Genomic DNA, 26,788 nt, shown 5'->3' with positions numbered 1-26,788 from the left:
TTTTGCGCGGAGAAAAAGCCAAGTCCTACAGCGACCAGAAAGGACATTGCCCACGCATAGCTCCACAACCGCAGTGAAGGCCAGCACCATTGATCACTCGTGATGGAAATCCCCTCAAAAACAGTGAGTGGTTTTTGCTATGGTGCAGCTCTTTTTAAGGACTTGAGTTCACCCGCACGGATCAGCGTCGACCTCTATTCAACGAGAAGTTGTAGCAATGCCCGAAGCGATTCCGATCAAGGACCACGAAAAAGAGAACCGCCTGGTCAACAAGCGCCTGCTCGCCTGCGCTATGTTGGTGGTGGCCATTACTTGCGCCTTGGTAGGGCGCATGTACTTCCTGCAGGTGGTGGAGTTCGGCTATCACTCCACCGTCTCGGAAAACAACCGTGTCCACGTGCTGCCGATCACCCCGACCCGCGGGCTGATCTATGACCGCAATGGCGTGGTCCTGGCGGACAACCGCCCCAGCTTCAACCTGACCATCACCCGCGAACGCACCACTGATCTCAAAGGCGAGTTGGACACGGTGATCGACCTGCTGCACCTGCCGCCAGAGGATCGAACCCTGTTCGACAAGGAAATGAAGCAGGCCCGCCACCCCTTCGTCCCCGTGACCCTGTTCTACGAGCTCACCGAAGAGCAGATCGCCGTCCTTGCGGTCAACGAGTACCGCCTGCCAGGACTGGATGTGCAAGCCCAGTTCGTCCGCCATTACCCCATGGGCGCCCACTTTGCCCACTCCATCGGCTACGTTGGACGGATCAACGAGAAAGAAGCCAAGACCCTGGACTCGGTGGAATACCGTGGCACTCAGTCCATTGGCAAGACGGGCGTAGAGAAGTTCTATGAGTCCGAGTTGCACGGTCACGTCGGCTATGAAGAGGTGGAGACCAACGCCCAGGGGCGGGTCATGCGCGTGCTCAAACACACCGATCCTATCCCCGGGAAGAACATCGTCCTGAGCCTGGATATCAAGCTCCAGGAAGCTGCCGAAGAGGCCCTGGGGGACCGTCGCGGCTCAGTGGTGGCCCTCGACCCCGCCACGGGCGAAGTACTGGCCATGGTCAGCAAGCCAAGCTTTGACCCAAACCTGTTCGTCACCGGCATCAGCTTCAAGCAATACGCGGCACTGCACGACTCCATCGACCGCCCGCTGTTCAACCGGGTGCTGCGCGGCCTCTACGCACCGGGTTCCACCATCAAGCCAGAAGTGGCGATTGCCGGCCTCGACACCGGCGTGGTGACCGCCTCGACCCGAGTCTTCGATCCCGGTTACTACCAATTGCCGGACTTCGATCACAAATACCGCAACTGGAACCACAGCGGCGATGGTTGGGTGGATATGGACGCAGCGATCATGCGCTCCAACGACACCTACTTCTACGATCTGGCCCACAAGCTCGGCATCGACCGCCTGCACGACTACATGGCGATGTTCGGTCTGGGTCAGAAAGTCTCCCTGGACATGTTCGAGGAATCCCCCGGGTTAATGCCATCCCAAGACTGGAAGCGCGCCACCCGCCGCCAGCCCTGGTTCCCGGGGGAAACCGTGATCCTCGGCATTGGTCAGGGCTACATGCAGGTCACGCCGCTGCAACTGGCCCAGGCCACAGCGCTGATCGCCAACAAGGGCGTGTGGAACCGCCCGCACCTGGCCAAGACCATCGATGGCGTGGCTCCGTTGGATGAGCACCCGATGCCCAACATCCTGCTGAAGAACCCCCACGACTGGGATCAGGTCAACCACGGTATGCAGATGGTGATGCACGACCCGCGGGGCATCGCCCGTGCTGCCGCCGCCGGTGCGCAGTACCGCATCGCCGGCAAGAGCGGCACCGCCCAGGTGGTGGCGATCAAGCAAGGCGAACGCTATGACCGCCTCAAGACCCGCGAGCGCAACCGCGACAACGCCCTGTTCGTCGGCTTCGCCCCCGCCGAGCACCCACAGATCGTGATTGCGGTCATGATCGAGAACGGTGAGGCCGGCGGCCGGGTCGCCGGGCCCGTGGTGCGACAGATCATGGACGCCTGGCTGCTGGACCAGAACGGCCACCTCAAGCCGCAATACGCTACACCCGCCAAGGCCCCTGGCGATCCCCACGTCTGACTCATTGCAACACCGGGCTGCCCGGCATCTTGTGAGTCCGCCCGAGCGTCCCTTGCCTCACTGAGCGGTGAGGCGTTCCTGCAGCAGCTCCAGGAACAGCACCTCGGCACGGCTCATGCGTTGTTCACGGTTCCACAGCAGATGGATGTCGACATCGGCGATGCCGTCGTGGGGCGGCAGACGCCACAGCAGCCTGGCGTCGACATCGGCCGCCACCACGTGCTCAGGCAGGCAGCCGATGCCAAACCCGGCGATCACCAGGCGCCGTACCTCCTCCAGGCTCGGCGACGACGCGACGATGCGCCCGCTGAAGCCTTGCTGGTCACGGAAGATGGTCAGCGGCGAGAGCATGCCGCCGATCTGGTCGCTGGTAAAACTGACGAAGTTCTCTCGCTGCAGATCGCCCTCGGCCACGTCCTGGCGCCCGAACAACGGGTGATGCTTGCCGCAAAAAAATGCGTAGCGCTGCCGCAGGAACAGCCGTTGTTCCAGGCGTGGCTGTGGCCGCCGATTAAGGCTCAGGCCCAGGGTCGCGGTCTTCTCTTGCAGGGCGCTGACGATGTCCGAACTGCGCATCACCTCCACCTCCAGGTCGACGCGCGGATGCTGGCGATGGAAGTCGGCCAGAAAGTTATCGAAACGCTCATTGAGGATCCGGCTGATGATCAACAGCCGCACCTTGCCGATCACCTCGTCGGCGGGTTGCTCCAGCACGCTGCTGACCTGGGACATCTGGCCGTAGATTTCCCCGGCCAGGGCAAAGATCTGTTCGCCCACTTCAGTCAGGGCAAAACGCGGCCCGCGCCGGGCGATCAACTGTCGTCCCAGCTGTTCTTCCAGGCGCTTGAGGGCTTGGCTCACTGCCGGTTGGGTCAGGTGCAGGCGCGCCGCTGCGCGACTGATGCTCAGTTCCTGGCCGATCACCCGGAAGGTGCGCAGCAGGTTCCAGTCGAGGCGGTCATTGAGCAGGCGTCGGGCATCGCGGTCGGACATGGCAGGGCTCTGGATCGGGATCTAGGCGAATAATAAGTAAGGATAATAATCGAGATAACCAATAGAAAATTGACTAATTATCCGGCGAAACGGATAAATCCCCCCAGACGGACGCCCACAGAAGCCCCTGCGCTTGACCCTTTCTCCTGCCACAAAAATAACCAAAGGAGCCAACCATGAAGCCTTCCGCTTCGCCGCAGCCACGTCGGGCCGCGGCCGCCGCCTTTATCGGCACCATGATCGAGTGGTACGACTTCTACATCTACGCCACCGCTGCGGCGCTGGTGTTCGGAGCCTTGTTCTTCCCCTCCGACGACAAACTGTTCAGCACCATGGCCGCCTTCGGAACCTTCGCCGTGGGCTTCTTCGCCCGGCCCCTGGGGGGCATCATCTTCGGCCATATCGGCGACCGTATCGGCCGCAAGAAATCCCTGGTCATCACCTTGCTGATGATGGGCGTGGTCACGGTGTGCATCGGCCTGTTGCCGACTTATGCACAGATCGGCGCCCTGGCCCCGGTGCTGCTGATCCTGCTGCGCATCGTCCAGGGCATTGCCGTGGGAGGCGAGTGGGGTGGGGCGGTGCTGATGGCCGGCGAACATGCGCCCAAGGGCCGGCGCAACTTCTTCGCCTCCTTCGCGCAATTGGGCAGCCCAGCGGGTTTGATCCTCTCGTTACTGGCCTTCAGCGCCGTGACCCGCCTGCCCGAGGACGCGTTGATGAGCTGGGGCTGGCGCCTGCCGTTCCTCGCCAGCGCGTTGTTGCTGCTGGTAGGCCTGGCGATTCGCCTGGGGGTCAACGAGTCGCCGGAGTTTCTCGCCAGCCGCGAGCAGGCGGCCAAATCGCTGCGCAACGAACAGGCACCTGTGATGCAAGTGCTGCGCACGGCCTGGCGTCCACTGCTGCTGTGCATCGGCGCCAATACCCTGGGGATCGCCGGGGTGTATTTCACCAACACCTTCATGATTGCCTACACCACCCAGCAACTGGAGATTCCCCGTTCGCTGATTCTCGAATGCCTGTTCGTGGTGGCGATCATCCAGTTCTGCATCCAGCCCCTGGCGGCCTGGACCGCCGAGAAAATCGGCGCCACGCGCTTTCTATGCCTGGTGTCAGTACTGGCCATGGCCTCGCCCTATCCGATGTTCGTCCTGGTGAGTTCCGGCCAGGCGCCGCTGATGATCCTCGGCATCGCCCTGGCAGTGGTGTGCATGGCCTCCTTCTACGCGGTGATCGCCGGTTACGTCAGCGGCATGTTCGAGACGCGGGTGCGCTACACCGCGATCTCCCTGGCCTATCAAGTCTGCGGTGCCCTGGCCGGTGGCCTGACCCCGCTGATCGGCACCTGGCTGGCCCACAGGTTCATCGGCCAATGGTGGCCGATGGCGCTGTTCTACAGCCTGATCGCTGCCGTTTCGCTGATCTGCGTGCTGGCCCTGTCGCGCCGTCACGCCCACGCCCATCGCCTGGAAATGGCGTCCCACGCTTGATTGTCCGGAGACACGATCGATGTTGAAAATCAATGGCCAACGCCTCTGGGCGAGCCTGATGGCCATGGCCGAAATCGGCGCCACCGCTCGCGGCGGCAGCTGCCGCCTGGCCCTGAGCGATGAGGACCGGGCCGGGCGCGAGCTCTTCGCTCACTGGTGTACAGAAGCCGGCATGACCCTGAGCGTCGACCCCATCGGCAACCTGTTTGCCCGGCGGCCCGGCAGTGACCCGCACGCAGCCCCAGTGATGATGGGCAGCCACCTCGACACCCAGCCCGAGGGCGGGCGTTTCGACGGTGTCTACGGTGTGCTGGCCGGCTTGGAAGTGCTGCGCACGCTCAATGATCTCGGAGTCCAGACGCGCAAGCCTCTGGAGCTGGCGGTGTGGACCAACGAGGAAGGCGCGCGTTTCACCCCGGCGATGTTCGGCTCGGCGGTGTTCACCGGGGCCATGTCCCTGGACGCCGCCCTGGCGGTACGCGACGCCGATGGCATCAGCGTTGCCCAGGCCCTGCAGCGCACCGGTTACGCCGGCAATCGGCCTTTGGGCGGGGCCGTGGATGCCTATTTCGAAGCCCATATCGAGCAGGGCCCGATCCTTGAAGACAACGCCAAGAGCATCGGCGTGGTCAGTGGCGGTCAGGCGATCCGCTGGCTCGACGTTCAGGTTGAAGGCAGGGCCGCCCACGCCGGCACCACGCCGATGTCACTGCGCAAGGATGCTCTGTATGGCGCCGCGCAGATGATCCTCGCCGTGGAGCAGGTGGCAGCGGATTTTGCCCCGCAAGGCCTGACCACTGTCGGTGAGCTGAGCGTTGCCAAGTCATCGCGCAATACCATTCCCGGGTTGCTGACCTTCACCGTCGACCTGCGCCACCACCATGATCAACAGATCACCGCCATGGAGCAGCAGGTTGAGGAACGCCTGGAGCGCATTGCCCGGCAGCGCGGGCTCAAGGTCCGCATCGACCGCCGTTGGCTCAGCCCGGCCACGCCCTTTGATGCCGAGTGCGTGGCGGCGGTGCAGCAGGCGGTGGACGGGCTGGGCTATCCTCATCAGTCCATCGTCAGTGGCGCGGGCCACGACGCCATCTTGCTGGCGCGCTATTGCCCCACCGCCATGGTGTTCATTCCCTGTGTCGGTGGCTTGAGTCATAACGAAGCCGAAGACGTGTTGCCCGAGGACGTGTGCCAGGGCGCCGATGTATTGCTTAATGCCGTGCTGGCCCGTGTCGGCCGGGTGGCCTGAGGAGACCTTGATGCGCAGTTTTTTCCACCCTGAACAATTGCTTCACCATCCCCGCAGCTATTACTCCCGGGGCCAGCTGCGCACGCCTCAGGAAGTCCCCGAGCGCGCCCAGCGCCTGGTGCAGGCGGCGCATTCCCTGAGCTTTGCGGTGTGCCAACCCGAGGACGCCGGTCTGCAGCCGTTGCTGGCGGTGCACAGTGCGCCGTACCTGAAATTCCTGGAGGAGGCTTACCCGCACTGGAATGAAATTCCCGAGGACTGGGGTGACGAAGTCATGTCCAACATCTTCGTGCGTGAGCCCAATGCCCTGCGCGGGGTCCTCGCCCAGGCCGCTTGCTATCTGGCCGACGGCAGTTGTCCGGTGGGCGAACAGACTTGGCGCTCGGCCTACTGGTCGGCGCAGAGCGCCATCGCCGGGGCCCGTGCCCTGCTGGATGGCGAAGCTGCTGCCTATGCCTTGTGCCGCCCGCCGGGCCACCACGCCCGGGCCGAAGCCGCGGGTGGTTTCTGCTACTTGAACAACGCGGCGATCGCCGCTCAGGTTCTGCGGGAAAAATTCGCCCGGGTCGCGGTGCTGGATACCGATATGCATCACGGCCAGGGCATTCAGGAAATCTTCTACGAGCGGGACGACGTGCTTTACGTGTCGGTGCATGGTGACCCCACCAACTTTTACCCCGGGGTCAGCGGTTTTGCCGAAGAGCGCGGCAGCGGCGCGGGGGAGGGCTATAACCTCAACCTGCCGATGGCCCATGGCGCCAGCGAAGCGGACTTTCTCGCCCGCCTGGAACAGGCCCTGGCCGCGGTGAGGGCATTCGGCGCCGAGGTGCTGGTGCTGTCTTTGGGGTTCGACATCTACGAGCTCGATCCGCAAAGCAAGGTCGCGGTGACCCGAGACGGCTTCGCCATCCTTGGCCAGCGCATCCGCAGCCTTGGCCTACCGTGCCTGATTGTCCAGGAGGGGGGTTACCACCTTGACAGCCTGGAAGACAACGCCCGCGCCTTCTTTGCCGACAGCGCCGCCTGGTCCCTTTAGGACCGGCCGGACGGCGTTTCGCCCGAAGGCCTTTTCGCCGGCAAGCCAGCTCCTGCAGCAGGGGCTGGCAGGAGGCGTAGGGTACTTGCCATTTGCTTTACGTTAACGTCAAGATGCTCGGGCGCCCGTCCCACTGGCGCAGGTTTTGCTTGATCTCGAATGACAGGGTAAGCAATGCAGGGCTGCCCGATGATCCGGGCAAAGCCCCTTTACTGCCCTCTGAACCCGGTGTAGACATTGACCACGGCTTGCGTGCCTCGCGCAATCCAAGGGAGTGGAGCGGGTATAGCGGGCGGACCGATTCGGAGCGCTTGATGACTCTTATAAAAACAACAAAGGGTGAGCAGCAACACGAAGCCCGGCTGGCCCGGGAGCGGCTGCACCTGGAAGGCGAGATCCCCGACGGGGTCCTGCGTGCGGAAATCGATGCCTCATGGCGGCGCAGCCTCAGCCATGGCGTGCACTTTGGCAGTCAGCATCAACTGACCCTGGAATCTGGCGCCAGCCTTGAGGTGCTGCTGGCCAGCAATCGCCTGTTGCTGGACGCGGCAACCCCGGCCATCGACTACCTGACCCAGCATCAGGGCCAGGACGGCCTGATCATCCTCGCCAATGCCGACGCCACCATCCTGGCCATCGAGGGCCGTGCCGACCGGCTCAAGGACAGCGGGGTGCAGGACATCACCCTCGGCGCCTGCTGGAGCGAGGCCACCCGTGGCACCAACGCCCTGGGCACGGCCCTGGTGGAAGCCCGGCCGACCCTGATCGATTGCGGCGAACACTACCTGGATCGCCTCAGCCATTTCTCCTGCACATCGGTGCCCATCCAATGCCCCCAGGGCGAGATGCTCGGCGTTCTTGACCTGACCCGCGAAGGCCCCCTGGGCCGCGTCCAGGACAGCACCGCGCTGTTGTCCATGGCGGTCAGCCAGATCGAGGCGCGAGTGTTCCACGCGTCCTACCCGGAGCAGATCGTCCTGGCCTTCCACAGTCGTCGGCAATACCTCGAATCGCCCTGGCAAGGCCTGCTGGCCCTGAGCCTGGGCGGGCAGATTCTTGCGGTCAGCGGCCAGGCCTGCCAGTTGCTCAACGCCCCGCGCGCGGCCCTGGTGGGACGGCGTTGCGAAGAGTTCCTCGGGCTCGACGGCCTGCAACTGCTGGCCCGCCTGCAGCAAGGCGCCGTGGGCAACCTGCAGACCGCCAAGGGCGAGCTGTTCTACAAGGCCCTGCGGGCACCGCAGCCATCGCTGAACCTGCACCGCACGCCCCGCAGCACACCGAAAGCCACGCCCATGCCCCAGGACCTGGAAGCCCTGGCCGGGGGCAACAGCCGCTACGCCCGCACCCTGCGCATGGCCCGCCAGGGCCTGGCCAACGGCTTGCCAGTGCTGTTGCTGGGAGAGACCGGCACCGGCAAGGAGGTCCTGGCCCGGGCCCTGCATCGTGCGGGCAGTCGTGCCGAGAAACCCTTTGTCGCGGTCAACTGCGCGGCGATTCCCGAAGGCCTGATCGAGTCGGAGCTGTTCGGCTACCGCGAAGGCGCCTTCACCGGCTCGCGCCGCGGCGGCATGATCGGACGCCTGCAACAGGCCCACGGTGGCACCTTGTTCCTCGATGAGATCGGCGACATGCCCCTGGCCCTGCAAGCCCGCCTGCTGCGAGTGCTGCAAGACCGCAAGGTAGCGCCCCTGGGAGCCGGCGAGGAGCAGGACATCGACATTGCCCTGATCTGCGCCACCCACCGCGACCTCAAGCAGCAAGTGCAGGACCAGGCCTTTCGCCAAGACCTGTTCTACCGGGTCAACGGCATCAGCGTGCTGCTGCCGGCCCTGCGTGAACGCGAAGACCTGCAGCCGCTGGTGGACAGCCTGCTGGCCAGGCTCGGCGGCGCCGACGTGAGCCTCAGCGACGAACTGCGCCGGCTGCTGACGGACTACCACTGGCCGGGCAATATCCGCCAGCTGGAGATGGTCCTGCGCACCGCCCTGGCCCTGCGCGAAGAAGGCGAGTGCCACATCGGCCTGGAACATCTGCCCGACAGCATGCTCGACGATCTGCAGGCCAGCGAGCGGCCGCAGACCGGGAGCATCCGCGAGAACGAGCTGGAGCTGATCCGCAGTGCCCTGGACAACCATCAGGGCAATGTCTCGGCGGCTGCGGACGCCCTGGGCATCAGCCGCGCGACCCTGTACCGCAAGCTCAAGCAGTTGCGCGCCTGATGCGGCGCCTGATCACCCGGCTGGTGGACAGCCGCGATCCCCAGGCCCTGAGTGACGCCTTAGGCTGGCTCTACAGTTTCGTGCGGCCCCATCGGCTGGCCATCGGTGGCCTGCTGGGGCTGTCGGTGTGCGCCTCGTTGCTGGTGCTGGTGCAACCCTGGCTGACCAAGCTGCTGATCGACGACGGCCTGCTGGCCCGGGACTTCTCCAAACTGGTGCTGATCGCCGGCTTGATGATCCTTGCCGGTCTGCTGGGCACGCTGTTGTCCGGGGTCAATCGCTACCTGCATACGCGCCTGTCCGGACGCATCCTGTTCGCCCTGCGCGACGACCTCTACCGCCATCTGCAACGACTGTCGCCGAGCTTCTACGGGCAGCGGCGAATCGGCGACCTGATGTCGCGCCTGGACGGCGATGTGGCGGAGATCCAGCGCTTTGCCGTCGACTCATTGTTTTCCGCAGTGTCCAGCGTGATCGGTCTTGTCGTCGCCCTGGCCATGCTCCTGACCCTGTCCTGGCAACTCTCGCTGCTGGCCCTGGTGTTGATTCCCCTGGACGTGCTCTGGCTGCGCTGGATGCGGCGCAAGGTGGAGCGCGATGTGCGCCAGTTGCGCGAGCGTTCCGCGGACATGTCTTCGTTCATGGTGGAAACCCTGCCGGTGATGAAGTTCATCCAGAGCGCCGGCCAGCAGCAACGGGAGGCTCAGCGCCTGGACCGCCTCGGCCAGGGCTACATGAGCCAGTTGCTCAAGCTGCAGGTCACCGAGTTCTTCACCCAGGCGGTGCCCGGCACCCTGACCTCATTGTCCCGGGCCTGCGCCTTCCTGATTGGCGGTTACTGGGTGGTGCAGGGCACCTGGCAACTGGGGGCGCTGATTGCCTTCTCCACCTACCTGGGCATGGCGGTGGGACCGGTGCAGAGCCTGCTGGGACTGTATGTGGCGATCCAGCGCATGACCGTGAGCCTGGGCCGGGTCATGGAGCTGCGCGGTGAGGAGCCGGACATCAGCGCCCCCGTAGCGCCCTTGCCGGTGCCGGACAACGGCGAGCTGCACTTCAAGGATGTGCACTTCAGTCATCCGGGGCGCGGCTCGACCCTCAAGGGCATCGAAGCGCGGATTCCCTATGGCCTCAAGGTCGCCCTGAGCGGCACTTCGGGGGCCGGTAAAAGCACCCTGATCGACCTCTTGCAGCGCCATCACGACCCCCAGTCCGGGCAGGTGCTGCTGGGGGGCATCGACCTGCGTCAACTGGACCTGGCGCAACTGCGCCGTCAGGTGGCGGTGGTCAGCCAGGACATCGTGCTGTTTCGCGGCAGCCTGGCGGACAACCTGGCCTACAGCGTGCCCGCTGCCAGCCGCGAGGCCGTGGCCGAAGTGGCGCGGCTGGCGCAACTGCAGGGGCTGATCGAGTCCCTGCCCGAGGGCCTGGACAGCCCTCTGGGCGAGCGTGGCCAGCAGCTGTCCGGCGGGCAGAAACAACGCATCGCCATCGCCCGTGCATTGCTCCAGGACCCGATGATCCTGGTGCTGGACGAAGCCACTTCGGCGGTGGACGAGGCCACCGAGCGCGAGGTGATCGACGCCATCGACCGCCTGTTCGCCGGGCGCACGCGCATCCTCATCAGCCACCGGCCTTCGACCCTGGCTGACGCCGACCTGCGTTTCGAGTTGCTCGACGGTGTATTGCACAGCGTGGTGGTGGCCCATGAAGCCTGAGCTGCGCATCGGCGTGATCGACAGCGGCCATGCCCCTCATCAACGGGTGGCGGCCGGTCGGCGTTTCTTTCTGCTGGGCGAAGGCATGGGCGAGGGCGAGTTGCAGCAGGACGCCCTCGGTCATGGCAGCGCGATCATCGAGGCCATCGGGCAGCGCGCGCCCGATGCCCAGCTGTATCTGGCCCAGGTGTTCGATCAGCGCGGAGTCACCAGTGCCGCGCAAGTCAGTGCCGCCCTGTATTGGCTGCTGGAACAGGATGTACGCCTGATCAACCTCAGCCTCGGGCTGCGCCAGGATCGCGATTCACTGCGCGCCGCCTGCGCCGAGGCCGTGGCACGCGGCGTGCTGCTCTGCGCGTCCAGCCCGGCCCAGGGCGAGCCGGTATTCCCGGCCCGCTATCCCGGCGTGTTGCGGGTTACCGGCGATGCGCGTTGCAGTGCGCAGCAATGGTCCTGGCTGAACACGGCCCAGGCCGATTTCGCCGCCTGCGTGCGCGCCGGCCGCCCGGGGCCGTCCGGCGCCAGCCTGGGCTGTGCCGCCTTGAGCGGGCATATCGGTGCCTACCTCAAGACCCAGCCCGGCGCGAGCAATCTGCAGGTGCGCCAGTGGCTGCAGGAGCAGGCCGCCTACCAGGGGCCCGAGCGCCGGAGCGTGCCATGCTAACGATCCTGATCCTGGGGGCGGGGCCGGCCGGCGCGGCGGTGGCCCTGGGGCTGCGGCGCCTCGGTTACTCGGTGACCCTGATCAGCGACTGGCGGCGTTTTGCGGCGCTGGAAGGGGTCTCGCTGCGGGTGCTGGAAGCCTTGCGCGGCGCCGGTCTGGAGTCGGCACTGGCCCAGGCCCTGCATCCTTCCCAGCGGCAAGTGGCGTGGAACGGCGCGCAGCATGCACAGAACATCGAATACCTGCTGGATCGCCCGACGTTCGACCGTGGCCTGCGCGATGCCCTGCATCAGGCCGGGGTGACGCTGATCCAGGGCCGTGTACTTAGGGTGCAGTCCACGGCGCTCGGGCACCGGGTGCAGGTGCAGGGGCACGAGGAGCTGCTCGGCGAGTTCCTGGTCGAAGCCCGCGGGCGTCAGGCGCCTGCGCTGGACAAGGCCCTGCAGCACGGCGTCGGAAACGGCCGGCGAGGCCCGGAAACCCTCAGCCTGCTCAACCGCTGGCAAGGGCCGTCTGGCACTGCCGCCAGTGCCGTGCACAGCCTGGAGGACGGCTGGGCCTGGATGGCCCGGCGCAGCGACGGCCAGTGCTATTGGCAACTGACCCTGGATGTGGCCAGCGCTGCACTGCCGGGCAAGGCGCAGTTGCTGGAGTACTGCCGTCAGCGCCGTCAGGCGTCTGCCCTGGTCGCGGATTTTTTTGCCGGTGGTGTCGAACATGATCTGCAGCTGCACGCCCGTAGCAGCACGGCCATTCTCTGCCCCCAGGTGTGCGGCGCTAACTGGTTGCGGGTCGGGGATGCGGCCATGGCGGTGGACCCGCTGTCTGGCAATGGCATCTTCCAGTCCCTGTCCTCGGCCCTGCAGGCACCGGCGGTGATCAACACCCTGTTGCAACGGCCGGAGCGCAGAGCCCTGGCCGGGCGCTTTCATCAGCAACGGGTGGAGCAGCTGTTCCTGCGCTTTGCGCGTATTGGCCGGGATTTCTACGCCGACGAGCAGCGCTGGCCCGAGCAACCGTTCTGGCAGGCCCGTCGGCACTGGCCGGACCAGCAGCCGGCGCACGCGGCCGTGGACTTTGCCGCCCTGCGTATCGAGCACGCCCCGGTCCTGCGCGATGGCCTGGTGGATGAAGCCGAAGTGGTGATCACCCCGGACCAGCCCCTGGGTATCTGGCATGTGCAGGGTGTGGAGCTGGCGCCGTTGTTGCGCCGCTTGCAGCACCAGCCCCCGAACCAGGCCCTGGCGGACCTGAGCCCGGAGCAGGGGCGGGTGGTGCGGGGCTGGTTGCTGGCCCAGGGTTATCGACCCTGAACCCGCCGTGCACAAGCGAGCGGGCTCAGGTTCACTGCCCGGTAGGTTCAGCTAGCGTTGGTACACCCGCTGGCCGCCTTTCCAGGTCTGGTAGACCTGGATGTCCCTGATGCCGGTAGCCGGAATGTTTTCGTCGAGCGGGTCCTGTTCGAGAATCACCAGGTCGGCGAAGTTGTTGTCCTGCAACGACCCCATCCAGCGCTCGGCGTGGCATTGCCAGGCGGCATCGTAGGTGATGGCTTTCAGCGCCTCTTGGCGAGACAGGCATTCGCCAGCGTTGAGCACCGGGTAGTCTTCAGGGTTCTGCAGGACCGGATACGGCGATTGTGTGCTACGGATGCCCTCCATCTTGCGGGTCACGGCCTGCTCCATGGAGCGCAGGGGGCCCAGTGGGGTGACCGTGCAGTCGCTGTGCAGGGAAATGCGCAGATTGTGCTTGAGGGCCGATTTGCACAGGTCGAGCATGGTCTCGGCCCGCTGCTCGAAAATCGCCTGTTGGAAGGAGTAGCCCCAGTAACCGACATGCCCGATCAGGAAGCTCGGTGACAGCCCCAGCTGGTTCATGCGCTCAAGACTGTCCGCGTTCAGCAGCGAGCAGTGTTCGATGCGATGGCGCTTTTCCAGGCCGTTACCGTCCTTGAAGGCCCCTGCGTAGGCTTGCAGGGTGAAGTCGATGGCTCGGTCGCCGTTGGCATGAATCATCAGGGGCCAGCCGGTCTCGACCGCTTTGCTGACCAGGGTCTGGTAGGCCACGGGGAGGGTTTGCGGGTCTGGCTGCTGCTCGTCGCAGACATTGAAATTGCCCCGGCGGGGGGTGGTTTCACAGCAATAGTCCACGCTCTGGTAGCCGGTCAGGCCCTGGTTGGAGCCGTCTGATACCAGCTTCACCGAGCCCTGGTAGATGCGTTTGGCTTCTTCGCGGGTGGCGGGTCGATAGGGTGGCAGGCTTTGCAGGCTTTTGGCGGAGCCGTCGCAGGCGGCGGCGTAACCGATCCGCAGATTCCTGGGATGAGTCAGGAAGTAGGCGTCTAGCACCAGTCTTGAGATGGGGTCCATCATGGCGTCGTACAGCAGGGTGATTCCGCGTTGCGTGGCGGTGTTGAAGTAGTCTTCGAGGTGCTTGAAGATCTTCAGCATCTGCAACTGCTGCTGGACCGGAATGGAGCGAATGGCGTGCAGGATTTCACGCTCCTGCAACAGGCCTTTGTTGGCTTTGACGCCGGTCTTGCGAAAGACCGCTTCGCTCGCCGCACTGTTCATGTAGGCGGTGTGCATCGACGCACTGATCAGCAGGATCGGGCGCTCGGCGTCGATGCTGTCCAGGTTACCGATCTCTTCATCGAAGCCACAGCCCAGGGTTATGAGTTGGTTCAGGCCACCTTCCACCTTCTTGAACGGCATCAAGGCCGGATCGACCATGCGCCCGAGAATCCATGACGAAGGGTCTTTGACCGGGGCACTGCGCAGGGTCTCGACCAACCAGTTCCAATCGTAGGTTTCTCGCAGGCGTTGTCGCTCTTGATCGAACGCGCCCACCGGTATCCAGTCTTCCATGGCGCAGCTCTGCACGATGTGCGCGTGGGGCTCGACCAGGCCCGGAAGCAGGGTCCTGCCTTCCAGCGACTGGACCCTGTAGGCGATGCCCAGGGCTCGCAGGCGGGATTCGACGTCGGCCAGGGTGCCTGAGGCGACCACATCGCCGGCGTGGATGCCCAGTGCCTCGACCCGCTCGTCCATGTTGCCGTTGCGTAGCGGATAGATGTGGCCATGGGTGAAGACGATGGATTCGCCACCCGTTTCAAGGCCCGGGCCATGGGCGTTGGCAGGCTGGCCCGTCAGATGGCCGGCGGGGTTCAGGCTGTGCTTCAAGGCCTCCCAGATCGGGTTGTGGCATCCACACTGGATGTGGTCGTGATCATTTCCATTCGATCCCATGATGCGTTCCTCGGCGGTGCGATGGTATGAGGGGTACAGGAAGAGGGGCCGGGCTCCTTGTACCAGCTGTCGAGCGGGCCCGGGCTGAGCGTAGCAGCGCTTTGAGTGAAGGCCGGGGGGCGCCGAAAAAAATCGGGCGCCCCTGGCGAGGACGCTGAACGTCCGGAGGGGGGAGGCTGTGCCAGCCACGGATCAGAGCTTGATCAGCACCGATTTCAGTTCGGTGTAGTGCTCGATGGCCGCGTGGCCCATTTCCCGGCCGAGCCCGGACATCTTGTAGCCGCCGAACGGCAGTGCCGGGTCCAGGGCGCTGTGGCAATTGACCCACACCGAGCCGGACTTGATCTTCGGAATCATCCGGTGCACCGCTGCCAGATCGTTGGACCAGATGCTTGCGCCCAGGCCATAGGGGCTGTCGTTGGCCAGGCGCAGGGCGTCGGCCTCGTCGTCGAAGGGAATCGCCACCAGCACCGGGCCGAAGATTTCTTCCTGGACCAGCGAGTGCTTCTGGTCGACATCGACGATCACCGTCGGCTTGACGAAATACCCCGGACCGAACTGCTCGCCGCCACAGGCAATGGTGGCGCCGCTGTCCCGGCCCATCTCGATGTAGCGATAGACCCGTTCCTGCTGGCGCGCGGAAATCAGCGGGCCCATCTCGACGCTGGCGTCCAGGCCGTTGCCCAGCTTCATGGCATTGGCGATGCCGGCAATGTCGGCCACCACGTTGTCGAAGTGCTTGCGCTGCACATACAGCCGCGAGCCGGCGCAGCACACTTGGCCCTGGTTGAAGAAGATCGCGCTGGCGGCCCCGGCGGCGGCACTGCCCAGGTCGGCGTCGGCCATGACGATGGTCGGCGATTTGCCCCCCAGCTCCAGGGTGACCCGGGTCATGGAGTCCATGGCGATCTTGCCGATTTCCTTACCCACGGCGGTGGAGCCGGTGAAGGTCAGTTTGTCCACCAGAGGGTTGTGGGTCAGGGCGCTGCCGGCGGTGATGCCGGTGCCGGTGACCACGTTGAACACGCCGTCGGGGTAGCCGGCTTCCTGCACCAGTTCTGCCAGTTTCAACGCACTGAGCGGGGTTTCATCCGCCGGCTTGAGCACCAGGGTGCAACCGGTGGCCAGGGCCGGGCCGAGTTTCCAGCAGGCCAGCAGCAGGGGGAAGTTCCAGGCGACGATGGCGCCGACCACGCCCACCGCTTCGCGACGGATGAAACTGTGGAACTGATCGTCGGGCATCAGCGGCAGCGAGACCTCGACGCTTGTGCCTTCGATCTTGGTCGCCCAGCCGGCCATGTAGCGCAAGAAGTCGATGGACAATTGCACGTCCATGGCCTGGGCCACAGCGGCGCTCTTGCCATTGTTCAGGCATTCCAGCTGGGCCAGCAGTTCGGCGTCGCGCTGCATCAGGTCGGCGAGTTTCCACAGCAGGTTCTGCCGCTCCCGGGGACGGGTGCGGGTCCAGGGCGAGTCGTCGAAAGCCTGGCGCGCTGCCAGCACTGCGCGGTCGACATCGTCCACCGTGGCCCGGGGCACCAGGCACAGCTGTTCGCCGGTGGCGGGGTTGCGCAGGGGCATGGTCTGGCCATCGGCGGCCTCGACCCAGTGGGCGCCGATCAACATGCGCGGGGCGCGCTGGATAAACGCCGTGGTAGCGGCGAGCAGTGGGGCAATAGCCATGGCGAAGCCTCTTGTTGTAGGTGAGGCAGGGTCTTTCGCAATGGCTATGCCAGTTCCGTCGTGGCGGCGTGGCCCCGGGATTGCGGGGGCTTGGGCACGCTGCCGAGGCTGGCGCGGCGGTGGCTTTTCGCAAACTGCGACAGCCCGGTGAGATTCAAGAGACGCGCCGGTTCGTCGGTCTGGGCCCATGACCGCAAGCCTGGGGCGAAGCGGCTCAGAGTGAAAGTTGACCATTTCACGCTAATTGAAAGGAGGTTCTCGTTAGACGGTCGCCAGTGAGGGTTTCTACAGTAGCCGCTTTGAATCCGTGAGTACTTCCCATGCCCATTTACCCAAGGCCTGCATGGGCCCTGTGCGCCCTGTTGGCCGGTTGCACCCTGGGGCCGGAACGGCCGCCCGGCAGCACTGTGCCCCTGCCTGTGAGCCAGCTGGATGCAGCGGCCGAGCAGGGGCTCGATCAATGGTGGCAGCTCTACCGTGACCCGGGGCTCAATGCCGCCGTGCAGGAGGCCCTGAGCCAGAACCGCGACCTGCGGATGGCCGCGGCCAACCTGCTGCAGGCCCGGGCGCTGCTGCGCGAGACCGATACCCTGCGCCAGCCCGCCACCCAGGTGACGGCCCGGGCCGGCTACGGCAGTACTGCGGATGATCAGCTGGAAGCCGCCTTGCAGGACAGCGAGCGGATTCGCACCGGCAGCCGCTATGGGCTTGGCCTGGATGTGCAGTGGGAGGCTGACTTGTTCGGCCGCCTGCACGGTCTGGCGAATGCTGCCCGGGCCGATGCCGAGGCGACGCGGGCCGCCGAGGACGGCCTGCGGGTGGTGGTGGCTGCGGAAACCACCCGCGCCTGGTTGCAGGCTTGCAGCTACGGCCAGCGCCTGCAGGTGGCCGGCGAGTCCCTGGCACTGGTGGAGCAGGGCCGGGCCCTGAGCGCCCAGCTGTATCAGGCCGGCGCCGCGGTGACTCTGGATGTGGTGCGCGCCGAGGGCCTGGTGGGCCAGGTGCAGGCCAGCTTGCCGCCGTTGCAGGCCGGGCGGCAGCGGGCCCTGGCTGAGCTTGCGGTACTGCTGGGGCGTCCCCCGGGCGATGCACCGGCGGCGGCCGAGGCTTGTCACCAGGCCCCGCGCCTGGGTTCGCCCATGCCTCAAAGCGATGCCCTGGCCATGCTGCGCCGGCGTCCCGATGTGAGCCAGGCCGAGCGCCGGCTGGCAGCGGCCACGGCGCGCATCGGCGTGGCCCGGGCCGACCTCTATCCGCGGGTCAGCCTGGGGGCTGGGGTCTACACGTCGGCGCACCAGCCCTCGGGTTTCGATGAGCGCGACGCTTCGGTCTGGCAATTGGGGCCGCTGTTGTCCTGGAGCTTGCCCAACCTCAATGCCGCCCGCGCGCGCATCGCCCAGGCCGACGCCCGGGAAAGCGCGGCGCTGGCGGATTTTGACCGCAGCATCCTGGCGGCCTTGAAAGAGCAGCAGCAAGCCTTGAGCGACTACCAGGCCGCGTTGCAGCGCCAGGAGGCCCTGCACCTGGCGGCCGAGCGCGACCACCAGGCCTTGCACCTGGCCGGGCTGGCCCGCGCGGCCGGTGCTTCCAGCGCCCTGGATTACCTCGACGCCCAGCGCAGCGCCGTGCGCACCCGGGCCGCGGCGGCGCAGGCTGACGCGGCGGTGATCGATGCCCAGGTGCTGGTGTTCAAGGCCCTGGGCGGTGGCTGGCGCAGCGCGCCGCCGATTGTCCTGCCGCCGCCGAACCGGGTGGCGGCCAACCCTTTCCTGCGAACTTCCGACGAGCCTGTGCCATGACCCAGAACCCTGTTTCCGTTTCCCCGGCGCAAGCCGTCACCCGCCGTCGCTTGCTCGGTTATGCCGGGTTGGCGCTGGTGTTGTTGCTGATCCTGGCCTGGTGCCTGAACTGGTGGTTCAGCGGGCGTTTCCTGGTGGAGACCGACGACGCTTACCTGCGGGCGGACATCGTCACCATTGCGCCCCGGGTGGCCGGTTATCTGGCGACGGTCGAGGTCCAGGACAACCAGTCGCTCAAGGCCGGCGACCTGCTGGCGCGGATCGATGACAGCGACTATCGGGCCCGGGTCGAACAGGCCGAGGCGGCGCTGCGCGAGGCCCTGGCCGAACAGCGTGCCGGGCAGGCGCGGCTGGCCAATCTGGCAGCCCGTCAGCAACAGCAACAGAGCCTGATCGCCGAGGCCCAGGCCCGGGTCGGCGCTGCCGAGGCCGAGGCGCAACGGGCCGGCCAGGAAGGGCGGCGCCAGCAGCACCTGGCCAGCCAGCAGGTCAGCAGCGTGCAGCAACTGGAAAGCGCCGCGGCCTTGGCGCGTCAGGCCGATGCCGCGCTGGGGGCGGCCCGGGCTACGCTGGCGGCGCGGCGCCAGCAGGTGCAGGTGCTCGATACCGAGCAGCAAAGCGCCCGGGCGCAACTGGACAAGCTCGAAGCGGGCGTGGCCCGGGTCAGTGCCCAGCGGCAGCTGGCCCGTATCGATCTGGCGCGCACCTTGATCCGCAGCCCGGTGGCCGGTATCGCCGGCCAGCGCCGCCTGCGCCTGGGGCAGTACGTCGAAGTCGGCGCGCCACTCTTGGCGGTGGTGCCCGAGGACGCCTATGTGGTGGCCAACTACAAGGAAACCCAGGTCGACGGCATGCGCCCCGGGCAGCCGGCGCGGGTCGAGGTCGATGCCTTGGGCGGCCACGTGCTGTTGGGCCGGGTGGAGAGTTTTGCCCCGGCCTCCGGTGCCGAATTCGCCCTGCTGCCGGCGGACAACGCCACCGGCAACTTCACCAAGATCGTGCAGCGCATGCCGGTGCGCATCCGCCTCGATCCGGGGCAGGCGCGACAGGCAGAACTGCGCCCCGGAATGTCGGTGGTGGTGAGCGTGGATACCCGTCATGACTAGTGCCCAGGCGGTACAGGACACCGCGGGCGAGGTGGGCGCGCAGGCGATTTCCCTGCGCACCTGGGTGGCGGTGCTGGGCAGCGTGGTGGGCTGCTTCATGGCCGGGATGAACGTGCACGTGACCAACGCTTCATTGCCGGACGTACGCGGTTCCCTGGGCGCCACCTTCGAGGAGGGCTCGTGGATCACCACCGCCTACCTGGTGGCGGAGATCATCATCATTCCCATGACCGGCTGGCTGGTGTCGGTGTTTTCCATGCGCCGGGTGCTGATGGTGGGCACCGCCGGTTTCGTGCTGTTCTCGATTGCCTGCTCCCTGGCACCGAATATCCACAGCCTGATCTTCGCCCGGGTGCTGCAAGGGGCCTTTGGCGGGGTGCTGATTCCCTTGTCGTTCCAGCTGATCGTCACCGAGCTGCCGGCGGCCCGGCACCCCATGGGCATGGCCCTGTTCGCGGTGGCCAACAACGTGGCCCAGGCGGCGGGGCCGTCCCTGGGCGGCTGGCTCACCGATGCCTATTCGTGGCGCTGGATCTTCTACCTGCAAGTGCCGCCGGGGCTGTTGCTGCTGGCGGCCATCGGCTGGTCGGTGCGGCCCCAGCCCATGGTCCTGGCAAGGTTGCGCCAGGGCGACTGGGGCGGGATCGCCAGCATGGCCGTGGGCCTCTCGGCGTTGCAGATCATGCTGGAGGAGGGCGGCCGTCATGACTGGTTCGCCTCGGGCTTCATCCTCAATTGCGCGGTCCTGGCCACGCTCGGCCTACTGGCCTTCGTGGCCATCGAATTGCGCCGCGAGCAGCCGCTGATCAACCTGCGCCTCTTGGGCCGCTACAACTTCGGCATTGCCAGCCTGATGCAATTCACCTTCGGTGCGGTGGTGTTCGGCGTGGTGTTCCTGGTGCCCAACTACTTTGCCCAGATCCATGGCTACAACGCCCGGCAGATCGGTTTGATGATGATTCCCTATGGCCTGATCCAGTTCGTCATGTCGTTCGCCACCCCGCGCCTGATGCGCTGGACCAGCGCTCGCACCATCATCATTGCCGGCTTCGCCATCACCGGCATCGGCTGCCTGATGAACATCCACCTCAACCCCGATGCCTCGGTCAACGTCATCGTGCCGTCGCTGGTGGTGCGCGGTATCGGCCAATCGCTGGTGGTGGTGGCGCTGGGGGTGATGGCGATCCAGGGGCTGGAAAAGGATCAGGTGGGCTCGGCCTCCGGGCTGTTCTCCATGGTGCGCAACGTGGGTGGGGCGATTGGTATCGCGCTGTCCAGCCAGATCGTGGTGGAGCGCGAGAAGCTTCATGCCCAGCGCATCGGTGAGTCCATCAACCTGTTTGCCCAGGCCACCCAAGAGCGTTTGCTGGAGCTGGTGCGGCTGCTGGCCCAGGCGCCGGTGGAGTCCGCCAGGGCCCTGCACTCGGCGGCGCTGGCGCCGTTGCGTGAGCAAGCCCTGGGCCTGATGGACAAGGTGCTGCACCGCGACGCCTTGCTGCTGGCCTACAGCGATGCCTTCCTGCTGGCGGGGCTGGCCATGCTGTTGTGCGTGGTGGCCGGCCTGTTGCTGCGCCGGGCCTGAGCCCTCAGCGGTAGAACTCCGACGGTGGTGTGCCGAACTGGCGCTTGAAGGCGGCAGCGAAGGCGCTCTGGCTGTCGTAGCCGTGTTGCAGCGCCACTTGCACCACCGGCATGCCCTCGGCCAGGCATTCCAGGGACATCAGCAGGCGCGCCTGCTGGCGCCAGCGGCCAAAGGTGATGCCGGTGTGGCGCTGGAACTGGCGATGGAAGGTCTTGGCGCTCATGGCCAGGCAGTCGCTCCATTGCTCGGCGGTGCGATTGTCCGCCGGGTCGTCCGCCAGCGCCTGGCACACCCGCAGCATGCGCGGCTCATGGGGCCAGGGCAGGCTGAACGGCAGCACCGGCAGCGAGCGCATCTCATCGAGGATCAGGCGCATCAGGCGGCCGTCGCGGCTGTCCGGCGCATACTGGGTGCCGACCTGGGCGGCGGCCAGGATCAGCTCGCGCAACAAAGGCGAGACCTCGATCACGCAGTCATGCTCGGGCAGGCCGTCTATGGCATCAGCGTTGATGAACAGGCTGCGCATGCGCACTGCGCCGCGCATCCGCACCCGGTGTTCGACGCCTGCCTGCAGCCACACCCCGCGACTGGGCGGTACCACCCAGCGTCCGGATTCGGTGTCGATCACCAGCACGCCTTCGATGGCATAGGCCAGTTGTGAGCGAGGGTGACTGTGGGCCGGTATTGCATGGCCGTTGGGGTAATCCACGGCGATGCTGGTGACCGGCAGCGCCAGGCTATCGATGGACGAGACAACCAGCAGATCGGACATGCAGCGCAGCGCCTCCGGAGCGGAAGGGATCATGGGGCGACCATCATAAATTCAAATGTCCATTTCGCGATAATAAAAGGCTGTTTAGCGCAGTACATTCAGATGGCAGCCCCCTAGACTGCCAGTCATTCCTTTCGTCCAGACGGTTGCCACCGCCCATGAATCCCCGGTTCCTGACCCTGCTACTAGCCCTACCCCTGCCTTACGGCCGGGGTCTGCCGGTGCTGCCAGGAAGCTGGCACCCAGGCTGATCTCCCCCAGACTCCGGCCTCGAAGCGCTTTCCATGCTGAAAGCGGGGGAGATCCATCGCGTTCTCCATTGTGCTTTCGAGGTCAGTATGCTCGCCCATCCCCATACCAAATATCGTGCCTTTGCCCCCGTGGACCTGGACTCACGCCAGTGGCCGTCACGCACCATCACCCAGGCGCCGATCTGGCTCTCCACCGACCTGCGCGATGGCAACCAGGCGCTGTTCGAGCCGATGAACCGCGAGCGCAAGCTGCGCCTGTTCGAGGAGCTGGTGCGCCTGGGCTTCAAGGAAATCGAAGTGGGATTCCCCGCCGCTTCGCGTACCGATTTCGAGGTGGTTCGTGAGCTTGTGGAACAGCAACGGATTCCCGCCGACGTCACGCCCATGGTGATGACCCAACTGCGCGAGGACCTGATCCGCGAAACCGTACGCAGTGTGCAGGGCGCGCGCCGGGTCATCGTCCACCTGTACAACGCCATCGCCCCGGTCTGGCGGCGCGTGGTGTTCGGGCTTTCGGTGGACGAGGTCGAGGCCCTGGTGGAGCGCCATGTAAGGCTGTTGCGCGACTTGACCGACCAGCACCCGGAAACCCAATGGGTGTTGCAGTACTCCCCCGAAACCTTCTGCATGGCGGAGCTTGAGGTGTCGCTGCGCATGTGCAACACCGCGATCCGCACCTGGGACGCCGGCCCCGGGCGCCCGATCATCATCAACCTGCCGACCACCGTCGAGGTGGCCACCGCCAATGTCTTTGCCGACCAGATCGAATGGATGCACAAGCGCCTGGAGCGCCGTGATCAGGTGACGTTGTCGGTGCACCCGCACAACGACCGGGGCACCGGCGTGGCCTGTGCCGAGCAGGCGTTGCTGGCCGGGGCCCAGCGGGTCGAGGGTTGCCTGTTCGGCAATGGCGAGCGCAGTGGCAACCTGGATCTGGTGACCCTGGCCCTGAATCTCTATACCCAGGGCATCAGCCCCGGGCTGGATTTTTCCGATATCGCTGCGGTGGCCCGGGTCGCCGAGGCGTGCACGGCGCTACCGATCCACCCGCGCCATCCCTATGTCGGCGATCTGGTGTTCACCGCCTTTTCCGGCTCGCACCAGGACGCCATCGCCAAGGGCTTTGCCGCCCAGGCGGCCGACGGTTTCTGGGAGGTGCCCTATCTGCCCATCGATCCGCAGGATCTGGGGCGGACCTACGACAGCATCGTGCGCGTCAACAGCCAGTCCGGCAAAGGTGGAATCGCCTTCCTGCTGCAGCGCGACCACGGCATCGTCATGCCTCGGCGCATGCAGATCGAATTCAGCGCCATCGTGCAGAAGCTGGCCGATGCCAGTGATGCCGAATTGAGCAGTGACGCTTTATGGGAGGTGTTCCAGCGCACCTATCTGGCTTGCACGCAGGCAACGGCCGGCCTGCAGTATCTCGGTCACCGATTGTTCGATGCCCCCGAGGGGCAGGGCATCGAGTTGCGGATCGCCACCCCCGGGAACCCGGCGCTGTGCTTGCGTGGAGTGGGCAACGGACCTGTCGCCGCGACCTCGGCTGCCCTGGGCTTGCCCCTGCGCATCGACAGTTTTGAAGAGCGCAACCTGGGAGCAGGGGCCGATGCACAGGCGCTGGCCATTGTTGAAGCGGCGTGGCCAGGGGTTGCCGGTTCCCGCTTTGGCGCCGGGTGCCATGCCAATACCGTCACCGCTTCGGTGCAGGCGGTGATCAATGCCGCGGCGCGGTTTTATCCGGAACCAGTGCTGAGGTTCACCCCAGCCTCGAAATCCGTCCTGGAGCCCGCGACTCGCTGAGCGACTCAGGTCCGTGGCCGGCCCTTTGTTGTGCCGGCCGCCGGATGCCCGGACAAAAAAAAGCCCGCTATAGGCGGGCCAAATGGGATTCGTTCAGGAATGGCAATCAATCTAAGGGAGGCGAGGTGAAAGTCCTGTGAAAAAAAGGTCGTGCTGAGGAAAAAGCCTAAAGTCATTTGTCCAGATCGCACGGCGTTTTAGGATCTGTCCGATAGGACCGTCCCCAGCACCTGCGTATATTCCTCCCTGCTCGCCCAGCCAAAGGGGGTACTTCGGCTTAGGTGCCACTGCCGAAGTGATGGGCGAGCACTTTTTCCTTCCTGCCTTTTCCTGCTTCTCGTTTCCCACCTGCTGTTTCCCACCTGTTTGCTTCCCAGCTATCGCTCCTCACCTGTTGTTTCCGCTCTGATTGGCCTGCGCCAACCGTCCCGCTGCACGCTCCAGCGACATTCCTTTCAAGACCTGATCCATGCTCGCGCCTTTATGGGTGCCCGGCTTGGTGGCGGCCCGTCCTTCAGGCCAGGTTGAGGCGGCGATGAATCTCGGCCCACAGTTGCGGGTCGTCGAAGTCCTGGATCACCCGATGGGCGCCGGCATTCAGCAGGGTCTGTGGTTGCTGGCTGGTGGCCAGGCCGAAGGTGCAGATGCCGGCCTTGACCGCGGCGGTCAGCCCGGGGACCGAGTCCTCGAAGGCCAGGGAATGCTCGGCCCTGGCTTGCAGGCATTCCAGGCCGCTGAGGTAGGGCAGGGGATCGGGCTTGGCCCGGGGCAGTTCCTCGGCCACCAGGACCGTCTGGAAACGCTCCTCAAGGCCCAGCACCTTGAGCATGTGCTCGGCGTTGGCCCGCGGGGCGTTGGTCACCACACACACGCCAATGCCGTGCTCGGCGGCAAAGTCCAGCAGGCGCAGCAGGCCGGGCATGGGCTTGAGTTGGGGGGACAATTGACGAAAACGCACTTCCTTGCGTTCGGCGAAGGCTTCATGTTCCGCCACGCTGCGCTCGGGGAACAGGTAGCGGCACATGTTGGCGTTGGCCTGGCCACTGACGTGGGCGGCGAACTCTTGCTCGGTGAACACCCGGCCGTCCTCCTCCTGCAACAACTGTTGCAGGGCCAGCAGGTGCAGGGCGTCGGTGTCGGTCAGGGTGCCATCGAGGTCGAAAAGCAGAGCGTTGAGCATGGGACAGTTCCTGTCGGGCCCCATCCGGGCCGGTTGGCTGAATCGATCAAGCCCGCATCCTAGCAGGCTTGATTGCCACCGTGACCAGCTCGCCCAGGGCCTCAGCCCTGAGCGTTGTCGCCTTCGCCCTGGTCTTCTTCTTCGTCCGGTTGTGGGCAGTGCTCCTGCGGGTTGACCGGCCACAGCACCTTGTCCTGGCCGTCACGCACCTGCTCGGCGCCGCACTCCACCTGGCTGACCTGGAAGCTCGGGGTGCCGTCCAGGCGATACAGGGCCTTGAGGCTGCGCGTCTGGTCGTCGCCCAGGCCTTCCACGGCATAGCCGAAGATTGCGCCGCGGGCTTGGTCCACCACCAGCTCCTGCCACTTGCTGGCGATCAGGCGCTTGCCTTTGAGGTCATACAGGGCCGAGGTGGCCAGGGGCGAGGTGTCGTCGGTGGCCAGCAGGTAGTGGCCGCTGGCATCCAGATGGATATCGACGTACTGGCCCGGCTCCACCAGCACCTTGCCGCTGGCGTCCATCAGGCCCACGGTGCGCACTTGGGTGGCCTGGCCGAACAGGGTGGCCTGCTTGGTCGGGCTGTTGGCGGTGCTGAAGACGAACAGGTCGGCGTTGATCGCACCGATCTGGGCGTAGGTGGGCTTGAACAGCTCGACGCCCTTGTCCACATCGAAGATGCCGAAGGTGGCGCTGAACACGTTCTGCAGCACCGCGACCTGGTTCAGCCCCGATACCTGCTTGAACATCCCCAGGGGGCTGAAGCCGGCCGGGTCTGCCGAGTCATAGACCGGCTGCACCTTCCACTGGCCCTGACGGTCAATGAACCCGGCCTTGCCGGAGCTGCCGTCGGCATTCTTGGCGGTGACCAGCGCGCCCTGCTTACCGAACACCTGGCAGGTGCCGAACTGGGCCTGGATCACGGTCTTGCCCTGGAAGTCCATGTAGCCGCAGGGGCTGTCGTATTGTTCGCGGAAGGCCACCAGGCCGTCTCCCGGCTCGCCCATCCAGTTATAGGTGGCGGCGCTGATCAATTGGGCCTTGGCATCGGCCAGGGCCTTGCCCTGTTCGGTGCTGACCACCATATGCTGGTTGGCAAAGTCGTCGATGCTGTCGAAGTCGATCTTTTTCTGCTCGCCGGTCTTGAGGTTCAGCGCCCACTTGTCACTGCCACGCTCGGCGATCATCCACCAGCCGCGCTTGGCGAAATCGTCGCGGACCATGCTGCTGTCGAACACCGCTTCGGTGAGCACCTGCCCGGTGGCGCTGAGAATGCCGCGCTTGCCACCGATCTCGTAGACGATGAAATCGTCGTTGCCGCCCACGTACAGATCGTCGAAGCGCGGTGGCTGAATCTGCTGGCCGGCCTGGTCGATGATCCCCAGCTTGCCGTCCTGGCCGAAGCCGAAGAGGCCGGGGGTCAGCAGACGCAGGTCATCGGTAAAGTCGGCCTTGATGATTTGCTTGCCATCGGCGCTGGCCAGGTTCCAGGTGCCGTCCTTGGCGAACAGGAAGCTCTTTTCCAGGGGCATGGCGACCACGGCGTCGTAGTCATTGTCGGCGCTGACCAGTACCGCACCGTTCTGGTCCAGTACGGCGCATTCGCCATTGGCGCAGATCGGCATGACCATGGCCGCCGGAGCCGGGGCCGGCGCGAGGGTGGTGGTTTTGGGACTGGAGTCTTCCTTGCATCCAACCAGGGTCAGAGCAGACAACGAGAGGATCAGCGAGCCGAGACGGGCACAGGCGCTTCTATCCATGAACTTCAGGTTCCTTGTAAATGAGGGGTAGTGCAGAGCGCCCCGAAACACGGGGCGGGCAAAGCGCGGGAGATTCTGCGGTGGCGCCGGATAAATGCAAGATCCAATTGCAAAGAAAACCACAGGTA

18 protein-coding genes are annotated in these 26,788 nt (G+C 65.5%); 12 read left to right on the top strand and 6 right to left on the bottom strand.

The features are described from left to right. The first annotated feature begins 217 nt into the window (after window positions 1–217). On the top strand, window positions 218–2,110 hold the full coding sequence (gene mrdA, locus Q8O96_RS30445) for a penicillin-binding protein 2 (protein WP_305950040.1): 1,893 nt from the start codon (window positions 218–220) through the stop codon (window positions 2,108–2,110). Window positions 2,111–2,167: 57 nt separating this feature from the next. Here the strand turns inward: mrdA and Q8O96_RS30440 are convergent, their stop codons facing one another. Further along, window positions 2,168–3,103 (bottom strand): LysR family transcriptional regulator, encoded by a 936-nt coding sequence (locus Q8O96_RS30440; RefSeq protein ID WP_305950039.1) that lies wholly within the window; start codon window positions 3,101–3,103, stop codon window positions 2,168–2,170. A gap of 176 nt (window positions 3,104–3,279) precedes the next feature. Between Q8O96_RS30440 and Q8O96_RS30435 the strand changes: the two genes are divergently transcribed. The 7 genes from Q8O96_RS30435 (at window position 3,280) to Q8O96_RS30405 (ending at window position 12,792) form a co-directional block, all read left to right on the top strand. Next, a complete protein-coding gene (locus tag Q8O96_RS30435; RefSeq protein ID WP_102861800.1) occupies window positions 3,280–4,593 on the top strand; it encodes an MFS transporter in 1,314 nt (437 codons plus the stop codon). A 19-nt stretch (window positions 4,594–4,612) separates the two neighbouring features. Next, on the top strand, window positions 4,613–5,842 hold the full coding sequence (locus tag Q8O96_RS30430; RefSeq protein ID WP_305950038.1) for a Zn-dependent hydrolase: 1,230 nt from the start codon (window positions 4,613–4,615) through the stop codon (window positions 5,840–5,842). Window positions 5,843–5,852: 10 nt separating this feature from the next. Beyond that, complete coding sequence (locus tag Q8O96_RS30425; protein WP_305950037.1) at window positions 5,853–6,878, top strand: histone deacetylase family protein; 1,026 nt, start codon at window positions 5,853–5,855, stop codon at window positions 6,876–6,878. A gap of 314 nt (window positions 6,879–7,192) precedes the next feature. Continuing rightward, window positions 7,193–9,097 carry a sigma-54-dependent Fis family transcriptional regulator gene (locus Q8O96_RS30420; RefSeq protein WP_305950036.1) on the top strand — a complete coding sequence of 635 codons (1,905 nt, stop codon included), beginning with the start codon at window positions 7,193–7,195 and terminating at the stop codon, window positions 9,095–9,097. After that, window positions 9,097–10,815 carry an ABC transporter ATP-binding protein gene (locus Q8O96_RS30415; protein ID WP_305950035.1) on the top strand — a complete coding sequence of 573 codons (1,719 nt, stop codon included), beginning with the start codon at window positions 9,097–9,099 and terminating at the stop codon, window positions 10,813–10,815. Before Q8O96_RS30420 ends, Q8O96_RS30415 begins: the two co-directional genes overlap by 1 nt. Beyond that, window positions 10,805–11,479 carry a S8 family serine peptidase gene (locus Q8O96_RS30410; RefSeq protein WP_305950034.1) on the top strand — a complete coding sequence of 225 codons (675 nt, stop codon included), beginning with the start codon at window positions 10,805–10,807 and terminating at the stop codon, window positions 11,477–11,479. The genes Q8O96_RS30415 and Q8O96_RS30410 overlap by 11 nt, the downstream gene beginning before the upstream one ends. Then, window positions 11,473–12,792: an NAD(P)/FAD-dependent oxidoreductase gene (locus Q8O96_RS30405; protein ID WP_305950033.1), complete on the top strand. Its 1,320-nt coding sequence runs from the start codon at window positions 11,473–11,475 to the stop codon at window positions 12,790–12,792. Before Q8O96_RS30410 ends, Q8O96_RS30405 begins: the two co-directional genes overlap by 7 nt. A gap of 51 nt (window positions 12,793–12,843) precedes the next feature. Here Q8O96_RS30405 and Q8O96_RS30400 read toward each other — a convergent pair whose 3' ends face one another. Beyond that, window positions 12,844–14,727, bottom strand: a complete 1,884-nt coding sequence (locus Q8O96_RS30400) for an amidohydrolase (RefSeq protein ID WP_102861793.1) — start codon at window positions 14,725–14,727, stop codon at window positions 12,844–12,846. A 192-nt stretch (window positions 14,728–14,919) separates the two neighbouring features. Further along, window positions 14,920–16,410: an aldehyde dehydrogenase gene (locus Q8O96_RS30395; RefSeq protein ID WP_305950032.1), complete on the bottom strand. Its 1,491-nt coding sequence runs from the start codon at window positions 16,408–16,410 to the stop codon at window positions 14,920–14,922. A 320-nt stretch (window positions 16,411–16,730) separates the two neighbouring features. Here Q8O96_RS30395 and Q8O96_RS30390 point away from each other — a divergent pair, with 320 nt between their 5' ends. The 3 genes from Q8O96_RS30390 to Q8O96_RS30380 are packed head-to-tail and all read left to right on the top strand — an operon-like array spanning window position 16,731 to window position 20,897. Continuing rightward, window positions 16,731–18,209, top strand: a complete 1,479-nt coding sequence (locus Q8O96_RS30390; RefSeq protein WP_305950031.1) for an efflux transporter outer membrane subunit — start codon at window positions 16,731–16,733, stop codon at window positions 18,207–18,209. Further along, window positions 18,206–19,315: an HlyD family secretion protein gene (locus tag Q8O96_RS30385; protein ID WP_102861790.1), complete on the top strand. Its 1,110-nt coding sequence runs from the start codon at window positions 18,206–18,208 to the stop codon at window positions 19,313–19,315. Before Q8O96_RS30390 ends, Q8O96_RS30385 begins: the two co-directional genes overlap by 4 nt. Next, window positions 19,308–20,897, top strand: coding sequence for a DHA2 family efflux MFS transporter permease subunit (locus tag Q8O96_RS30380; protein ID WP_305950030.1), 1,590 nt, complete (start codon window positions 19,308–19,310; stop codon window positions 20,895–20,897). The genes Q8O96_RS30385 and Q8O96_RS30380 overlap by 8 nt, the downstream gene beginning before the upstream one ends. Window positions 20,898–20,901: 4 nt before the next feature. On the opposite strand, the gene Q8O96_RS30375 is transcribed toward Q8O96_RS30380, so the two are convergent. Beyond that, the gene (locus Q8O96_RS30375) at window positions 20,902–21,669 is read right to left on the bottom strand and encodes a helix-turn-helix transcriptional regulator (protein ID WP_102861806.1); all 768 of its coding nucleotides are present in this window, start codon (window positions 21,667–21,669) and stop codon (window positions 20,902–20,904) included. A 338-nt stretch (window positions 21,670–22,007) separates the two neighbouring features. Here Q8O96_RS30375 and Q8O96_RS30370 point away from each other — a divergent pair, with 338 nt between their 5' ends. After that, a complete protein-coding gene (locus tag Q8O96_RS30370) occupies window positions 22,008–23,723 on the top strand; it encodes a 2-isopropylmalate synthase (protein ID WP_115580580.1) in 1,716 nt (571 codons plus the stop codon). 514 nt (window positions 23,724–24,237) lie between these two features. Here the strand turns inward: Q8O96_RS30370 and Q8O96_RS30365 are convergent. Beyond that, window positions 24,238–24,903, bottom strand: a complete 666-nt coding sequence (locus Q8O96_RS30365) for an HAD family phosphatase (RefSeq protein WP_102861788.1) — start codon at window positions 24,901–24,903, stop codon at window positions 24,238–24,240. Window positions 24,904–25,004: 101 nt separating this feature from the next. Continuing rightward, window positions 25,005–26,660, bottom strand: a complete 1,656-nt coding sequence (locus Q8O96_RS30360) for a WG repeat-containing protein (RefSeq protein ID WP_207166304.1) — start codon at window positions 26,658–26,660, stop codon at window positions 25,005–25,007. Between the last annotated feature and the right edge of the window lie 128 nt (window positions 26,661–26,788).

The organism is Pseudomonas sp. LPH60, from assembly GCF_030718165.1.
Classification (GTDB): Bacteria; Pseudomonadota; Gammaproteobacteria; order Pseudomonadales; family Pseudomonadaceae; genus Aquipseudomonas; species Aquipseudomonas danubii.
This window is presented reverse-complemented; position numbering and strand designations above follow the sequence as displayed.

Coding starts and splice junctions, on each gene's coding strand:
- Q8O96_RS30370 (WP_115580580.1), top strand. CDS start 22,008: ATGCTCGCCCATCCCCATACCAAATATCGTGCCTTTGCCCCCGTGGAC.
- Q8O96_RS30415 (WP_305950035.1), top strand. CDS start 9,097: ATGCGGCGCCTGATCACCCGGCTGGTGGACAGCCGCGATCCCCAGGCC.
- Q8O96_RS30435 (WP_102861800.1), top strand. CDS start 3,280: ATGAAGCCTTCCGCTTCGCCGCAGCCACGTCGGGCCGCGGCCGCCGCC.
- Q8O96_RS30365 (WP_102861788.1), bottom strand. CDS start 24,903: ATGCTCAACGCTCTGCTTTTCGACCTCGATGGCACCCTGACCGACACC.
- mrdA (WP_305950040.1), top strand. CDS start 218: ATGCCCGAAGCGATTCCGATCAAGGACCACGAAAAAGAGAACCGCCTG.
- Q8O96_RS30360 (WP_207166304.1), bottom strand. CDS start 26,660: ATGGATAGAAGCGCCTGTGCCCGTCTCGGCTCGCTGATCCTCTCGTTG.
- Q8O96_RS30400 (WP_102861793.1), bottom strand. CDS start 14,727: ATGGGATCGAATGGAAATGATCACGACCACATCCAGTGTGGATGCCAC.
- Q8O96_RS30395 (WP_305950032.1), bottom strand. CDS start 16,410: ATGGCTATTGCCCCACTGCTCGCCGCTACCACGGCGTTTATCCAGCGC.
- Q8O96_RS30385 (WP_102861790.1), top strand. CDS start 18,206: ATGACCCAGAACCCTGTTTCCGTTTCCCCGGCGCAAGCCGTCACCCGC.
- Q8O96_RS30440 (WP_305950039.1), bottom strand. CDS start 3,103: ATGTCCGACCGCGATGCCCGACGCCTGCTCAATGACCGCCTCGACTGG.
- Q8O96_RS30375 (WP_102861806.1), bottom strand. CDS start 21,669: ATGTCCGATCTGCTGGTTGTCTCGTCCATCGATAGCCTGGCGCTGCCG.
- Q8O96_RS30425 (WP_305950037.1), top strand. CDS start 5,853: ATGCGCAGTTTTTTCCACCCTGAACAATTGCTTCACCATCCCCGCAGC.
- Q8O96_RS30380 (WP_305950030.1), top strand. CDS start 19,308: ATGACTAGTGCCCAGGCGGTACAGGACACCGCGGGCGAGGTGGGCGCG.
- Q8O96_RS30405 (WP_305950033.1), top strand. CDS start 11,473: ATGCTAACGATCCTGATCCTGGGGGCGGGGCCGGCCGGCGCGGCGGTG.
- Q8O96_RS30420 (WP_305950036.1), top strand. CDS start 7,193: ATGACTCTTATAAAAACAACAAAGGGTGAGCAGCAACACGAAGCCCGG.
- Q8O96_RS30430 (WP_305950038.1), top strand. CDS start 4,613: ATGTTGAAAATCAATGGCCAACGCCTCTGGGCGAGCCTGATGGCCATG.
- Q8O96_RS30390 (WP_305950031.1), top strand. CDS start 16,731: ATGCCCATTTACCCAAGGCCTGCATGGGCCCTGTGCGCCCTGTTGGCC.
- Q8O96_RS30410 (WP_305950034.1), top strand. CDS start 10,805: ATGAAGCCTGAGCTGCGCATCGGCGTGATCGACAGCGGCCATGCCCCT.